Here is a 15,481-nt window from a genome sequence, read left to right as displayed (position 1 = left end):
ATTGGATAAGCGCTGAAAGCATCTAAGTGCGAAGCCAGCCGCAAGATGAGGACTCCATTGAGGGTCGTCATAGACGATGACGTTGATAGGGTGCAGGTGTAAAGACGGTGACGTCAAAGCCGAGCACTACTAATTGCCCGAACTCTTTCGCTTCATGCTGATATTATCAGATGTAGTTGTTTCTGAGATGGATTTTTACTTACGTTTCTTGTGTCGACAATGTCAATAACCTATATTAGGTGGTTATTGCAGTGGGGTCCCACCTCTTCCCATTCCGAACAGAGAAGTTAAGCCCACCTGCGCCGATGGTACTGCAATGCAATGCGGGAGAGTAGGAAGCCGCCGTCTTTTTAAAACGAAGTAGGAATCACTTTCGAGTGGTTCCTATTTTTTTTGTGTTTATTGTTTGGTATTACAAAGAAAAACGAGTTTTCCTTTGGTATTTCACTCGAATTACACTATCTTTGCAGTAATGAATCTATTGAAAGGCAGTTTGGTTTGGTTAGGGCGTATTCATCAATGCCGAGGCTTTGGCATCCAGTCGCCTACCGATTACTCGTTTGTACGTTATGTAATAAACGAGCATTGGCCATATTATGCCTATGAACAGTTGAAAGGCGATGATTGGCTCACAACCAAACTGGGGCGTTTATACTTTCGATTAGCTAATTGGCGTCAGCCAGCTATGATGATTCCAGATGAATATCAATGCTACTGGCAGGCAGGATGCCATCAAACAGCTTTTACACCTATTATTAATAAAGTAGAGCTGGCTAGAGTTACCATTGAGGATAAGGCCTTCTGGGACGCCTTGATGCTAAAATGCGATGATCAATCTGTTATAGTAGTCGAAGGTATCTGGCGTGATTGGGATCGTTGGCATGAGATAGAGTCTGACGATAGAACAGTGATTACTTACGACCTTTACTATTGCGGTATCGTATGCTTTGATAAAACGAGATTTAAACATAACTATAAGATTAACTTCTAACCAATTAATTTATGAAAATAACTAAAGTCTATACCCGAGGTGGCGATATGGGTAAAACATCGCTTGTAGGCGGTCAGCGTGTATCGAAGGCCAGTGAGCGTCTTGAGGCTTATGGCACGGTAGATGAACTGAGCAGTCATTTAGGACTGCTGATCTCGCTTTTACCTGATGGTGATGACAAGGCGATGCTAACGCGTATTCAGAATTGTTTGTTTAATATATGTACCAACTTAGCTACCGATCAGGATCAAACAGTCTTATCTCCCTCTGCATATCTGCCTGAGGGCGAAATAGAGATGGTAGAACATCAGATAGACGATATTATGAAGTTGCTGCCCGAGAAACAAGGGTTTGTATTGCCAGGAGGTACTCGTGAAGCTGCACAGGCCCATGTGTGTCGTACGGTGTGTCGTAGGGCCGAACGCCGCATTGTTGCTTTGTCGGAAGTGGCTAAAATTAGCCCCGAAATATTGCAATATGTGAACAGATTGAGCGATTATCTGTTTGTTTTGGCAAAAAAAATAAATTTTAACGCAAATCAGAGTGAAATTGTATGGCAAAATGTTGGTAGATAGAAATTAATTCATTACTTTTGCGGCCGAATAAAAAATGAATTAGTTAAACTAACAAACTTGTATTATGTATTGGACACTTGAATTAGCTTCGAAATTAGAAGACGCACCTTGGCCCGCTACCAAGGATGAACTCATAGATTATGCCATCCGTTCGGGAGCTCCACTCGAAGTATTGGAGAATCTGCAGGAGATTGAGGATGAAGGTGAGGTGTATGAGAGCATCGAAGACATCTGGCCCGACTATCCTACAAAAGAAGATTTCTTGTTCAACGAGGATGAGTACTAATTGCTGAAAACAAACGAGCTCTAACCTTAGACGTCTTTTAATGAGCAACATGACAAAATCTGCGTGATTTGTCATGTTGCTTATTTTATATTTCTGTTATACACACGTTTGCTTGTTAAATTGTTAACTGCTTGATAATCAGGGTGTATTTTCTGTAATACTGCTTATATAGCCTTATACAAATCTTTTTTATTAGCGGATAATGGATATAAGAGGTTAACTTTGCACCGCAAATCAATCAAAGCTAACAAATTAACAATTTAACAAAAAAATGAAGAAACAACTAACCAAAATTTGTCACTTCTGGTTGCCTGCCAGTTCTGTGATGCTCTGCAGCTTGACGATGCTGATGGCTGCACCGTTGTTGCCTTCGGCTCCAGTTGCTATGGCGCAAGGCGTACAGACCACTCAGGTGACAGGTCTTGTTACTGATAAGCAGAAAGAACCGCTTATCGGTGTAACCGTTACATTGGTAGGTACGGAAACCCGTGCTATTACCGATGCCGATGGTATGTTCCGTATTAACGTGCCCGCTAAGAGTGGTACCACGTTAGAGTTTAATTACATTGGTTTTGCCAGCAAACAGGTCAAGGTGAACGGTTCGCGCCTGCTGAATGTGATGCTGGAGGAAGAAACCAATGAGTTTACCGAAGTGGTAGTAACTGGTTATTCCAGTCAGAAGAAAGCATCTATCATTGGTGCTATCGAGACCATCAAGCCTGCTGAGCTGCAGTTCGGTTCTACGCGTACCTTATCTAATAATCTGGCTGGTAAGCTGAGTGGTGTTATTGGTATTCAACGCTCAGGTGAGCCTGGCTATGATGACTCAAACTTCTGGATTCGAGGTATCTCTACCTTCTCTGGTAGCAACAACCCATTGATTTTGGTTGATGGTGTGGAGCGTGACTTGGATAACGTAGATGTTGCTGAAATTGAGTCGTTTTCTATATTGAAAGATGCTTCGGCGTCGGCCATGTATGGTGTCCGAGGTGCTAACGGCGTGATCGTGATTACCACCAAGCGTGGTAAGATAGGAGCACCTCAGGTGAGTTTCCATGTTGAACACGCTATCAATCAGCCCACTCAGTTGCCAAAGTTCCTGAATGCGCCCGACTATATGTCGCTGCTCAACGAGTTGGCTGCTCAGGACAGGGTGGCTCAGCCTTTTACACAGCAGCAGATTGATCGTACCCGCTCTGGCTATGATCCCGACCTTTATCCTGATGTGAACTGGGTGGATGCCATTACAAAGGATTATGCCTATACCACTCGTGGTAATCTGGAGGTGAGCGGTGGTTCCGACTTCCTGCGCTACTCGATTGTCACCTCATATTTCAAGGAGACAGGTCTGCTGGAGCAGGATAAGAGTCTGGTTTTCGATAATGCAACTAACAACCAGCAGTATAACCTGCGCACTAACATTGATATGGACGTGACCAAGACCACCATGCTCCGTGTAAACATTGGTGGTTATCTGAACCGATTCAAGAAGCAGCGTTGCAATACCAATGATGCGTTTGGTGAGGCTTTCCGTACCTTGCCTTTCGTGCATCCAGCCCGTTATAGTGATGGTGCTATCCCTGTGATTTCGTATCGTGCTAACCCCTGGCGTACGGTCACTCAGCAAGGTTACGACTTCATTACTTCAAGTAAAATTCAGACTCTGTTCAGTGTTGAGCAGGATTTGAAGATGATTCTGCCAGGATTGAAGGCTAAGGGTCTGTTTAGTTTCGACCGCTGGAACCGTAGCCGTCGTAGTCGTACTGCAAAACCAAGTACCGTATTCCCCGCTACTGGACGTGATGAAGAGGGTAACCTGATTTACTCGCAGCATGAAGCTGGCGATGAATCGCTGGGCAACGAGCAGGGCAATGAATATGGTAATACCCGCGTGTATTTCGAGACCGACCTGATGTATAACCATCGTTTTGGTAAAACCGATGTGGATGCCATGTTGCTCTACAATCAGCAGGCCTATGATGATGGTAGTATTCAGGACTACCGTAAGCAGGGTATCGCTGGTCGCTTGTCGGCCACCTATGACAACCGCTATGTGGCTGAGTTCAACTTCGGTTACAACGGTTCTGAGAACTTTGCCAAGGGTAAGCGTTTCGGTTTTTTCCCTTCTTTTGCTATCGGATGGTTGCTCAGTGAGGAGCACTTCATGGAGAAACTGAAACCTATCTTCCATAAGATCAAGTTCCGTGCCAGCATTGGTCAGGCCGGTGATGATAATATTGGTGGTCGCCGTTTTGCCTATCTGGGCACACTTTTCACCAACGAGCAGGGCTATATTTGGGGAACCAATGGTCAGAAGAACTATGATCGCGATGGTGTCAAGGGTATCACCGAAGGTGAGATTGGTGTTGATAACCTGACTTGGGAGACCGTGACCAAGAAGAACCTTGGTATCGAGGTCGGTTTGTGGAATATGCTCGACCTGAATGTGGATATCTTCAGTGAGAAGCGTAAGAATATCTTTATGGAGCGTAGCATCATTCCCACTCAGACTGGTTTTGTGAAGGCTCCTTGGGCTAACTTCGGTCAGGTATCAAACAAAGGTTTAGAGGTGACACTCAATTTCCACAAGCAGTGGAACAAGGACCTGTTCACTTCGGCCTATGGTAACTTTACTTATGCCAAGAACCGTGTAGATGAGAAAGACGAGCCCGAAGCATTGAAGGGAACCCATCGTTCGGCTACAGGTCGTTCAATGAACGAGTTGTGGGGATTGGTTGCTGAGCGCTTATTCACCTACGACGACTTTAATGCCGACGGAACCTTAAAGGATGGTATTCCTACACAGGATGGTGTGGGTGCTGCCATTCTGCATCCTGGCGACATTAAGTATGTAGATGTGGATGGTGATGGTGCTATTACCGAGGCCGACGAAGGTTACATTGGTGGTACTGAAGACCCACGCATCGTGTATGGTTTCGGTGGTGTGATTAGCTACAAGAACTTCGATTTCAATTTCTTCTTCCAGGGCACAGGTGATATGTATCGTGTGATTGGTAATCAGCCTTACTTCCTGCCTGGTGGTGGTACTACTACGGAGGGTAACGCCTACAGTTATAATCTCGACGATCGCTGGACAGAGACCAATCAGGATCCATATGCCTTCTGGCCCCGTCTGACCTATGGTCCTAACGTGAACAACTACCGTCGTTCTACCTGGTGGAAGAAAGATATGAGCTTCCTACGTTGTAAGACTCTTGAGGTTGGTTATACCTTGCCCAAGTCTTGGTTGCAGAGTTTCTATGTGAAGAGTTGTCGTGTGTATGTCAGTGGCAATAACCTGTTCTGCCTCTCGTCGTTCAAACTGTGGGATCCTGAATTGGGTACCAACGATGGTTTGAAATATCCAATGAACCGTTCTGTGATGTTCGGTATCGACATTAACTTTTAGTTTATCGTATTATTGTTATGAAGAAGAAACTTCTATATATTTTCTGTGCGCTTAGCGCCATGAGTGGCTCGTTAGTGTCGTGCTCCGACTATCTCGACAAGGAGCCTGATACCGAGCTGACCACCGATATGGTGTTCGAGAACCGTGAAAAGGTCTATCAATGGTTGGCCTATGTCTATAATGTGATTCATACGCCTGACAAGTGGGAGCTGAAGACCGATGGTTATGAGGTGTTCGCCGATGATATGACTCCTTCAAAGCGTTGGCAGCAGTGGGATTGGAGTAAAGTGATCCCAAAGATTTTTGGCCAGTGGACCATTAACTCACAGTGGGATGCCAATTACTGGCAGATGATGCCCCGTTATATCCGTCATGGCTACATTTTTAATAATATGGTAAAGGCGATGCCTGATCACGACCTGCCACAATCGGAGGTTGACAACATGAAGAACGAGGTGAAGTTCCTCACTGCCTATGGCTGGTGGCAGTTGGCCGAAAACCATGGTGGTATCCCCTTCAAGCCCGATTATATTGCACCCACCGATTTTGATTTGGCAGATTTGATGGTAGGTCAGTCTAAGTTCGACGATGTGGTTGACTACTGCGATAAGCAGATGCTGGAGGCTGCTATGGCACTGCCTGCTGTATATGACGATCCTTCGAAATATGGTCGTATCAACCGCATCATGGCGCTCACCGTTCGTTCGCGCATGTTGCTCTTTGCCGCCAGTCCGCTGGTGAATGGTAACCCTTGGTACAAGGATTATGTGAACAACGAAGGTGAACAGATTTTTAATCCTACCTACGATCCACAGAAATGGGTGCGTGCTGTAGAAGCGCTGAAACTCTGTATCGACGAGGCCGAGAAAGCTGGCTATGCTCTCTATACCGAGAAAGGTCCTAATGGTGAGATCGACCCCTTCATGAGTACCTATAACGTGCACATCAAGCGTTGGAGCGAGGGTAACCACGAGATTACCTTCCCTGTAACTAAGAATAACAGTTATAATTTCTTCCTGGTTAAGGTGAGTGTACGTGAGTATGGTGGTGGTTGTGGTCTGGGTGTTTACCAGGGTTTGGTTGATGCCTTCTTCACCAAGAACGGACTGCCTATCACTGATCCTAACTCAGGTTATGTAGAGGATGGCATGTCAACCACTATTGACGACCGTTCCGACATCACCAACTGGGAGTATGGTACAGGTAAGCCCGGACAGGTCACCGACCGTGGTACCTATAATATGTACTGCAACCGCGAGCCCCGTTTCTACAATGCCGTATCGTTCCACGGTGCTTGGTTGGCAGTAGGCAATCGTAAATACGATTTCTTCTATAACGGTCGTGATAATATCCAGACATCATCACCCCACGATGCCCCACAGAATGGCTATCTGGCTCGTAAGGGCTTGAACGTGCTCGATAATAACCTTACAGGATCAATTACCCCACGTCAGGGCTTCACCTATCGTCTGGCCTTCACCTATCTCGACTATGCCGAGGCTGTGAACGAGTGCTACGACAACAGCTCTTCGCGCCAGGAGGCTCTGAAGTATCTGAACCGTATCCGTGAGCGTGCTGGTGTGCGCCAATACACTACTGCCGATGTGAGCCCGATGGACGAGAAGTTCATCCATGTGGATGACACCCAGGCCGAGCTGCGCCGTGTGATTCGTGCCGAGCGCCGTGTGGAGCTGTGCTGCGAGAACAACCGCTGGTATGATATCCGTCGCTGGAAGGAGGCAGAGAACCTGCCCGAGATGTGTGGCGACGACTATGGTATGAACTTCCAGGGTAGCACTCCTGAGGAATTCTTCAAGCGCACTGTGTTCCAGACCCGTATTTGGAAGCGCCAGTACTACTGGATGCCTATCTATATCGACGAGTACGAGAAGAACCCCAACTTGCGCGAGGCCCCATTCTGGGTAAACGAAAATGGTAATTAAGCTATAAATGAATACGATTATGAAGAAATATGTAATGATATTCAGTGCCTTGTGCACAGGACTGCTGTTCACATCGTGCAACAAGGACCCAGAGTATTTCACGCTGGAGGAGAACCCCGACGAGATGCACGTGAAGAGCTCGGTTGAGGAGATTACCCTCAGCAAGAGTGCTGCCGACCAGACGGCCGTCACCTTCAGTTGGGATGCGGCTACGAATGCCGACCCTGCTACCGAGGGCATCAGCTATAAGTTATGCCTCTATCCCACCGGTCAGAAAGACAGCCACTCCGACTATAAGGAGTTGGGTACTAACCTGACTTACTCGATGACCCACGACGAGCTGAATAGTCTGCTGAGCCAGTGGGCTCTGCCAGGTCAGGCTGTCAAGGTAACAGCTCAGTTGCTGGCTGTCTTCAAGAACGAGCAGCATTATATCAAACCAGAGATTTCGATAGTAGAGTTCACTGCCACAGGCTACGAGAAGTACTCGCCTTATCTGTACATGCAGATAACCACCGATGATGGCAAGCAAATGACTCAGCGCTTGGATCAGCGTCAGCTGGGTACTGGTATCTACGAGGCCACGTTGAACATGACCGCCTGCAAGTATCACTTTACCACCACGACAGAGGCTTATCCTGCCTATGGTATGGCCGAAGGCGAGCAGTTAGAGTACTATACAGACGGTGACGTGCGCGATTTCCGTTTCGATGGCAATGGCAAGCGTACGGTTATCGTGGATACCAACGTCGGCTTCAACGACTGTCGTGTACTTGACATCGTTCAGTTGCCCACACCAGGACAGATCTGGATTTGTGGTAACGGCTGTTCGGTAGGTTGGAATACAAACACCTCTAATGGTCGTTTGGAGATGGTAGGTAGCGCACGCGAACCATATTATTATGCTTGGACTGGCGATTTTAATGCTGGTGGTGAGTTTAAGATTGGTGTTGGTAATGGCTGGGGCGATCCCTTCTTCTTCGCGCCCGACTATAATGCCGACCCCGTGAGTGATCATCGTCTGTCACCCTTCCGTTATCAGGACAACGGTGGCGACGTGAAGTGGGTGCCCTCAGTAAGCGGTCGCTACACGTTGACACTCTGTTTGCTGGCCACAGATATGTGGACCAAGTTCGAACCTGCTGATTGATAAAGTAAAGTAGTAAAGTGATATTTCGGCCAACGGGCAGTTGGTAGCTCTTTGAGAGTTATTAATTGCCTGTTGGTTTTTTGTGGAGTTAATTATTGTTATAATTTGAATTGAGATGGTGCGTGGTTGGTTTTTTATCTTTAACTTTGGCTGCGATTAACGAAGACTCAAACTAAAATGATGATGAGAAAACCTATACTAATTGGTTTTATGGCGTTTTTTATGTCGCCTGTCATGGCTGCATTAGATAAGCATACTGCCGGTTGGCTAGATAAACTGGATGCCAGTCTGGCTAAGCATGCCTATTATGAAAAACAGCGTACCGACCGTATTGAAAGTCTGAAGGAAGGCATGGCTAAAGCCAAAGCCGAGGGTCGAGAATTTGCCCAGATGTACGCCTTGTATAACGAATACAAAAGCTACCGTTACGACTCAGCCCGTCATTACTCTTATGCTTGTTTGGAATTAGCCAATCGCCTGCATCATCCGCAGTATATTGCCCAATCGCAAGAGGCCATTGCCTTTTCTCTGATCTCGGCAGGTATCCTGAGTGAGGCGCATGATATCCTTCAGTCGATGGATCGTAGTGCCTTGAGCGGAAAATTGCTCGAGGATTATTTTGAAATTAACAGTTTGCTGTGGCGCAGCATGGCCGATTATATCAAGGAAGAGCCCTTTTATACCAAGTATATTAACCGAAGTAATGGTTACCTCGACTCTCTTAAGCAGATTGTACCGCCTAACTCCTGTATGTGGTGGTCGGTGACAGGTACGCGTCAGTTGCGTGAGCACGAGCACCAGAAAGCGCTTGAGTCGTTGCAGCACGTACTTGATGGCTGTGGTGACGACTTGCACATACGTGCCAAGGCAATGGCCGAGATGGCATGGGCTCATCTGTTGTTGGAGCACGAGGATAAAGCCATCGCTTATTTCGCTCAGTCGGCTATGGCCGATAACGAGACAGCTACCCGTGAGATTACTGCCCTCTATCATTTGGCCCGTCTGATTTTTAAGGAGGGTGAGCATGACCGCGCCAGTGTGTATGTGCATCAGGCGTTAGAAGATGTGAATTTTTATGGCACTCGTCTGCGTAAGGTGGAAATCAACGATATCCTGCCTATCATCGAGCAAGATCGCTATAACAGCATGCGTGGTCAGCGAAATTGGCTTTTTGTGGCCACAGGATTATTCATCATTCTGTTAGTGGGCTGCCTGTTGGGCTTCCGTACCATCCGTCGTAAGAATCGTAAGCTGTTGGAGGCCCGCGAGACGATAGCCGAACAGTTGGAACAGCTAAAAAGCACCAATCTCCAGTTGCAGGAGGATGATAAGATTAAGAATGCCTATATTGGTAGGTCGTTTTATACCAATGCCGAATTTATTGCCAAGTTAGAGAAACTCTACCTGGCTATTGATCGTAAGATAGCTGCGCGCCAGTACGAGGACTTGCGCTCGATGATGAAACTCTCGACGCTGAATACGGAGCGCGCGAGTATGTACGAAGCTTTCGACCAGACATTCTTGAAACTGTTCCCCGACTTTGTGGAGCGCTATAATGCGCTGTTCGAGGAGAAGGATCGTAAGCTGCCAGATAACGATCAGTCGCTGACATCCGAGATGCGTATCTTTGCCCTGATTCGATTAGGTATCAACGATAGCGAGCGCATCGCTAAGTTCCTGGACTACTCGGTACATACGGTGAATACGTATAAAACTCGAATAAAGAACCGATCGACGGTTGACAACGAGCAATTTGAGCACCTGATTATGGAAATCTAGGCGGCTCGCTGCTCAATATTTCTGTTATACAAACAACTAACTCGACTTAAGTGAACTGGCTGATTATCAGCGCCATCTTTGTTATACAACTGATTATTCGTTATACATTTACTTGCTTTCTTTTGTATGTTAGCTATTTGTAGTACTTTTGTGCATGAAATAACAAAACGTGATATTAAAAAATGAAACGAATTCTAACTTTATTATTCATCTGTCTGAGTTTGAACACCGCATGGGCACAGGAGCTGAATCCAGTGGCTCACCCCGATGCTGTGGTACGTTCAGGCAAGGCGCGTTTTACTGTATTAACGCCCGAAATGATCCGTATTCAGTACAGCGACCGTTCGCTGTTCGAAGATCGTGCAACGTTTGCTATCGTAAACCGTCGTTTACCCGTTCCTGCCTTTACGGCTGTAGAGAAGGATGGTTATCTTGAAATCAAGACATCGGCCCTGACACTTAAATATAAGATAGGTGGCGTGATTGATGGTCGCAAGCCATCGGCCGAGGTGCTCAACATCTCGATGCAGCTTAACGGTCGCCCCGTGTTGTGGTATCCTGGTAAGGACGATGCGATGAACCTGAAGGGTACAACTCGCACCCTCGACGGACAGATTGGTGATAACAAGCGCCAGGAACTGGAGAACGGTTTACTGTCGCGTGCCGGTTGGAGCATTATCGACGAGTCGCCATTGGCCCGTCGTGGCGATGGCTCAACCACATTCGCATTCGACAAGCAGGTGGATGGTATCGACTGGGTGGCCGAGCCTGTGGATAAGCAGGCCATCGACTGGTACTTCCTGGGTTATGGCCATCAGTATAAGAAGGCTTTAGGCGATTTCATCAAGGTGGCTGGTCGCCAGCCCATGCCGCCACTCTACGTGCTGGGTTACTGGTACAGCAAATACCAGCGTTACACCTCGGATGAGTTTATGGAGATTGTGAACGATGTGAAGCGCTTCAACATCCCCATGGATGTGATGATTTTTGATATGGACTGGCACACACAGGGATGGACCGGTTGGACTTGGGACCGCACAGCTATTCCAGATCCTGAGGGACTGATCGACTGGATGCACCAGCATGGTTTGAAGGTGTCGCTGAATCTGCACCCAGCCGATGGCGTGGATGATGATGAGGATTTCTTCAACGATCTGCGCGAGGACATGGGGTTGGATAAGCAAACCAAGCGTGTGCCCTGGAACCTGAGCGATGGCCGTTTCTATCATAACATGTTTAAGCACATTATCCGTGCTCGCGAGCGCCAGGGGGTAGATTTCTGGTGGCTCGACTGGCAGCAGAACCTCACCAGTAAGTATGTTGACGGACTCGGCGAGACCTTCTGGTGCAACCATGTGTTCTATAACGATATGCGACTGAATCGTCCTAACCATCGTCCACTGATTTTCCATCGTTGGGGCGGACTGGGCAGCCACCGTTACCCGATTGGTTTCTCTGGCGACTCGTTCACAACCTATGGCACCCTGGCTTGGCAGCCTTACTTTACTGCCACAGCCTCGAATGTAGGCTTTGGCTACTGGGGCCACGACTTGGGCGGACACCAGCAGACTGGTGGCAACGATCCTGAGATTTACCTCCGCTGGATGCAGTATGGTGTGTTCACACCTATCTTCCGCACCCATGCTACCAACTGGGAGGGTATCGAGCGTCGCATCTGGAAATATCCTAACTTCCCCTCGTTGCTTGAGACAGTAAAACTGCGTTATGCGCTGATGCCTTACATCTATACCGCAGCGCGTCAGGCCTATGATACAGGTGTTAGTCTGTGCCGTCCGCTCTACTACGAGTGGCCAGAAGTTAATAATGCTTATCTGTTTGAGGACGAGTATATGTTTGGCGATGATATCCTGGTGGCACCTGTTGTTACCAAGTCCGAGAGCGATGGCATGACAGCCCGTCGTACTTGGCTGCCCGAGGGCCGTTGGTTTGATGTGTGCCGCAATAAGGTGGTTGAGGGCAACCGCACCTTTACCGACCGTTATGCCATGGAGGAGATTCCTTACTTCTTCCGTGCCGGTAGTGTGATTGTGAACAACCCACCGATGATGAATCTCAACACACGTCCTGACCGTCTGATACTGAAGGTGGTGCCTGGTGGCAACGGACAGACCAAGCTTTACGAGGACGAGGGCGATACCGAGGGCTATAAGCAGGGTGCTTATACCACTACTACCATCAGTCACGAAGGTAACACGCTCACCATTCTTCCCCGTGAGGGAAAATTTGCGGGCATGCCTGAGAGCCGTTCCTACACCGTAGAGTTCCTGGCAGTTAACCGTCCAAAAGCCGTGGTTATCGATGGTCGCCAGTTGACCGATGGTAGCTGGAACTATGATCAGCAGCGCCGTTTGCTCACCGTTAATGTGGCTCGTACAGCGTGTGATAAGAAAACAGTGGTAACTATTAAATAATGTAAGCGTGATGAAAAGATTATATATGATGATGGCTGCACTGGTGGTGTGTATCACCTTGTGTGCCCAGCAGTATCAGGAACTGTGGATTATCGGAACCGCTGTGCCTGGTGGTGCCCAGAAACTTACCAAGGTAAGTGATAACGATTTTAAGTATGCTGGCCGCTTGAAGGCAGGCGAACTGCGCGTTGCCACAGCCAAGAAGGTAGGTAAGCGTACGACCTATCTGGTGGCCGACGCTCCCGATGCCAATATCGTGAACAAGGGAATCGGCTACACTGTTACAACTGATGCCAAGCAGGCAGCCTGGCAGGTGGTGGTGACCGAAGAGCGCTACCGTTTTCATATCGATACCGAGAAGAAACAACTGCGTGGCGAATTGTTCCAGCCTTGGGGCGAACTGTTCCTGGCTGGCGGTGCTACTGAGGTAGGTTGGAAAGCCGATGGTAAGATGCTGCTGATGAAGCAGAACCTGAATAATCCCTGTATCTGGACTTGGGAGGGCGAGTTGAAACGCCACCCCGAGGTTGAAGAACCTGGCAGTTTTAAGTTTCTGGGACAGGATCGTTATCATCCTAAATCCATCCACCCTTATGCCGCTGATACCGACATCCTGAAGGATAAGCGTTTCCATACTGGTGGTGCTGATACTAAATGGACGCTGAGTTGCGATGGTCGCTACCGCATAACAGTAGATTTGTTTAACGAAACCATCGAAGCTGTTTTATTAAAGTAATATAGTGATTGAGTTAATTAATTAGTTGTTAGTAAAAATGACTGAAAGAATCAGTTTTTTCCTTAGTAGTCTGGCCATCGCATCTGTTGCGATGGCTCAGTCTGCTTTTATGACCACCGATAGTGTGGCTGTTTTCTATCCTGCCCATTACGATGCCAAGCAGCATCAACCTTCGCCCATCTTCGAGCAAGAGCCGGCAGCTGTTAACCCACTCACAGCCCAGTGGCCTCTGCGTGTGGCTTTCAGTGAGCAGAACGGGCATAGTATTGCCACCATCCGTGTGGCCGACGATGTGGATTTCTATGGTACGGGCGAGGTCAAAGGGCCTCTGCGCCGTAATGGTCGTACCATCGAACTGTGGAATGTAGATACCCCTGCCTACGGCATGGATGGCGGTACGCACCTGTACCAGAGTCACCCTTGGGTGATGGGTCTGCGTAAGGATGGTACAGCCTTTGGTATCATTGCCGACAATACCTGGCGACAAAAGATTACCACCGCCGACCACGAGGTGATATTCGATAGTGAGGGTCCTGCTTTCCGCGTATTCGTTATCGAGCGCCAGAGTCCTCAGGCTCTGATGCAGGCACTGGTCAGCCTCACAGGTACCATGTCGCTACCTCCATTGTGGTCGTTAGGCTACCAGCAGTGCAAGTTCAGCTATTACCCCGACACACAGGTAATGGAGGTGGCTGATAAGTTGCGCAGCAACCGTATTCCATCCGACGTGATCTGGATGGACATCGACTATATGGATGGCTACCGCATTTTTACGTTCGACCCCAAGGGTTTCAGCAATCCTAAGAAGCTGAATGACTATCTGCACCAGCACAATTTTAAGAGTGTGTATATGATCGATCCCGGTGTGAAGGCCGAGGAAGGTTATTTTGTAGATGACCAGGGCACAGCCGGCGACTACTGGGTGAAGACCAAGGATGGTAAGCCTTTCGTAGGCGAAGTATGGCCAGGAGCCGTACACTTCCCCGATTTCACCCGTCCCGAAGTGCGCACATGGTGGGCTACACTTTATAAGGACTTTATGGCTCAGGGCGTGGATGGCGTGTGGAACGATATGAACGAGCCAGCCTCGTTCGGACTTCCTGAGACTACTATGCCCCGCGACAATCAGCATCAGAATGGCGATGGCGGCATCCCTGGTCCACACTTGCGTTTCCACAATGTGTTTGGTATGAATATGGTGCGCGCCAGTCGTCAGGGTCTGCTGCTGGCTAATCCACAGAAGCGTCCGTTCATCCTGTCGCGCTCTAACTTCCTGGGTGGTCATCGCTATGCTGCCACCTGGACTGGCGATAATCTATCTTCGCCCGACCATATGAAACTCAGCGTGCCTATGACCCTTACCCTCGGACTGAGCGGTCAGCCTTTCAATGGTCCTGATATCGGCGGCTTTTGCGAGAACTCCAATGCCGAGCTGCTGGCACAGTGGACGGCAGTGGGCGTATATTTCCCCTTTGTGCGCAACCACAACACCAAGGGAACCGTAGATCAGGAGCCTTGGGCCTTCGATGGTCAGGTGCTCGACGTGTGCCGTACAGCCATCAACCGCCGTTACATGCTCATGCCTTATATCTACACCTGCTTCCGCGAGGCCAGTGTAGATGGTATGCCTGTGATGCGCCCCTTGTTTATGAGCAATCCTAAGGATTTGAGTTTGCGTAGCGAAGATCGTGCCTTCCTGTTGGGACCCGACCTGATGGTTCGCCCCCAGTGGGCAGCCGAGGTGGCTCAGCCCGATGGTGGCAGTTGGCAGCCTTTCACGCTCGAAGACCATACCGATAGCTATCAGGCCGAGTTGCGCCAGCGTCCCGGCTCTATCATACCTCTGGCTAATCTGGCACAGAGCACAGCCGAGATGCGTACCGACTCGCTTACCTTGCTGGTGTGTGTCGATGCCAACGGTCAGGCTCAAGGTCAGTTGTATGAGGATGCCGGCGATGGTTTCGACTACAAGAAAGGGGCTTATCGCCTGACTGAACTGAAAGCTGTGAAGCAGAAAAAGCAGCTGAAGGTGACTCTGACGCAGAAGGACGGACAGTTGGTTCCCATCCAGCGCCGTGTGCGTATTGGATACGTAAAAGGTGGAAAAGTGAAGTACAGCGCCTGGAAAAATGGCAATGAATTGACTTTTCCTGTCAAATAACGACAAAAATTGCAGAAAT

Annotated in this window: 10 protein-coding genes and 2 rRNA genes; all 12 read left to right on the top strand. The window is 48.5% G+C overall.

Translation table 11 applies throughout. The features are described from left to right. Positions 1-154, top strand: a 23S ribosomal RNA gene (locus BLU97_RS15555); the annotation flags it as partial. A gap of 81 nt (positions 155-235) precedes the next feature. Further along, positions 236-348 (top strand): 5S ribosomal RNA (rrf, locus tag BLU97_RS15550). 124 nt (positions 349-472) lie between these two features. Next, positions 473-991 carry a hypothetical protein gene (locus tag BLU97_RS15545; protein WP_074762359.1) on the top strand — a complete coding sequence of 173 codons (519 nt, stop codon included), beginning with the start codon at positions 473-475 and terminating at the stop codon, positions 989-991. 11 nt (positions 992-1,002) lie between these two features. Next, entirely contained in the window at positions 1,003-1,566 is a 564-nt protein-coding gene (locus tag BLU97_RS15540; RefSeq protein WP_074762358.1) for a cob(I)yrinic acid a,c-diamide adenosyltransferase, read from the top strand. A gap of 64 nt (positions 1,567-1,630) precedes the next feature. After that, positions 1,631-1,852 carry a DUF2795 domain-containing protein gene (locus BLU97_RS15535; protein ID WP_013063838.1) on the top strand — a complete coding sequence of 74 codons (222 nt, stop codon included), beginning with the start codon at positions 1,631-1,633 and terminating at the stop codon, positions 1,850-1,852. A gap of 349 nt (positions 1,853-2,201) precedes the next feature. Beyond that, positions 2,202-5,261 carry a SusC/RagA family TonB-linked outer membrane protein gene (locus BLU97_RS15530; protein ID WP_254771746.1) on the top strand — a complete coding sequence of 1,020 codons (3,060 nt, stop codon included), beginning with the start codon at positions 2,202-2,204 and terminating at the stop codon, positions 5,259-5,261. A 17-nt stretch (positions 5,262-5,278) separates the two neighbouring features. Next, positions 5,279-7,204: a RagB/SusD family nutrient uptake outer membrane protein gene (locus BLU97_RS15525; RefSeq protein WP_074762356.1), complete on the top strand. Its 1,926-nt coding sequence runs from the start codon at positions 5,279-5,281 to the stop codon at positions 7,202-7,204. A 19-nt stretch (positions 7,205-7,223) separates the two neighbouring features. Next, positions 7,224-8,354, top strand: coding sequence for a SusE domain-containing protein (locus BLU97_RS15520; RefSeq protein WP_074762355.1), 1,131 nt, complete (start codon positions 7,224-7,226; stop codon positions 8,352-8,354). A gap of 177 nt (positions 8,355-8,531) precedes the next feature. After that, positions 8,532-10,133 (top strand): DUF6377 domain-containing protein, encoded by a 1,602-nt coding sequence (locus tag BLU97_RS15515; protein WP_074762354.1) that lies wholly within the window; start codon positions 8,532-8,534, stop codon positions 10,131-10,133. Between the two features lie 182 nt (positions 10,134-10,315). Further along, on the top strand, positions 10,316-12,565 hold the full coding sequence (locus BLU97_RS15510) for a glycoside hydrolase family 31 protein (RefSeq protein ID WP_254771745.1): 2,250 nt from the start codon (positions 10,316-10,318) through the stop codon (positions 12,563-12,565). A gap of 10 nt (positions 12,566-12,575) precedes the next feature. Further along, a complete protein-coding gene (locus BLU97_RS15505; protein ID WP_081353062.1) occupies positions 12,576-13,301 on the top strand; it encodes a SusF/SusE family outer membrane protein in 726 nt (241 codons plus the stop codon). Between the two features lie 37 nt (positions 13,302-13,338). Continuing rightward, entirely contained in the window at positions 13,339-15,462 is a 2,124-nt protein-coding gene (locus BLU97_RS15500; RefSeq protein ID WP_074762352.1) for a TIM-barrel domain-containing protein, read from the top strand. Positions 15,463-15,481: the final 19 nt, after the last annotated feature.

Source organism: Xylanibacter ruminicola (genome assembly GCF_900107775.1).
Classification (GTDB): Bacteria; Bacteroidota; Bacteroidia; order Bacteroidales; family Bacteroidaceae; genus Prevotella; species Prevotella ruminicola_C.
This window is presented reverse-complemented; position numbering and strand designations above follow the sequence as displayed.

Bases quoted from the DNA above. Each gene is read 5' to 3' on its own strand.
- BLU97_RS15545 (WP_074762359.1), top strand. From the start codon at position 473: ATGAATCTATTGAAAGGCAGTTTGGTTTGGTTAGGGCGTATTCATCAA.
- BLU97_RS15540 (WP_074762358.1), top strand. From the start codon at position 1,003: ATGAAAATAACTAAAGTCTATACCCGAGGTGGCGATATGGGTAAAACA.
- BLU97_RS15535 (WP_013063838.1), top strand. From the start codon at position 1,631: ATGTATTGGACACTTGAATTAGCTTCGAAATTAGAAGACGCACCTTGG.
- BLU97_RS15530 (WP_254771746.1), top strand. From the start codon at position 2,202: ATGGCTGCACCGTTGTTGCCTTCGGCTCCAGTTGCTATGGCGCAAGGC.
- BLU97_RS15525 (WP_074762356.1), top strand. From the start codon at position 5,279: ATGAAGAAGAAACTTCTATATATTTTCTGTGCGCTTAGCGCCATGAGT.
- BLU97_RS15520 (WP_074762355.1), top strand. From the start codon at position 7,224: ATGAAGAAATATGTAATGATATTCAGTGCCTTGTGCACAGGACTGCTG.
- BLU97_RS15515 (WP_074762354.1), top strand. From the start codon at position 8,532: ATGATGATGAGAAAACCTATACTAATTGGTTTTATGGCGTTTTTTATG.
- BLU97_RS15510 (WP_254771745.1), top strand. From the start codon at position 10,316: ATGAAACGAATTCTAACTTTATTATTCATCTGTCTGAGTTTGAACACC.
- BLU97_RS15505 (WP_081353062.1), top strand. From the start codon at position 12,576: ATGAAAAGATTATATATGATGATGGCTGCACTGGTGGTGTGTATCACC.
- BLU97_RS15500 (WP_074762352.1), top strand. From the start codon at position 13,339: ATGACTGAAAGAATCAGTTTTTTCCTTAGTAGTCTGGCCATCGCATCT.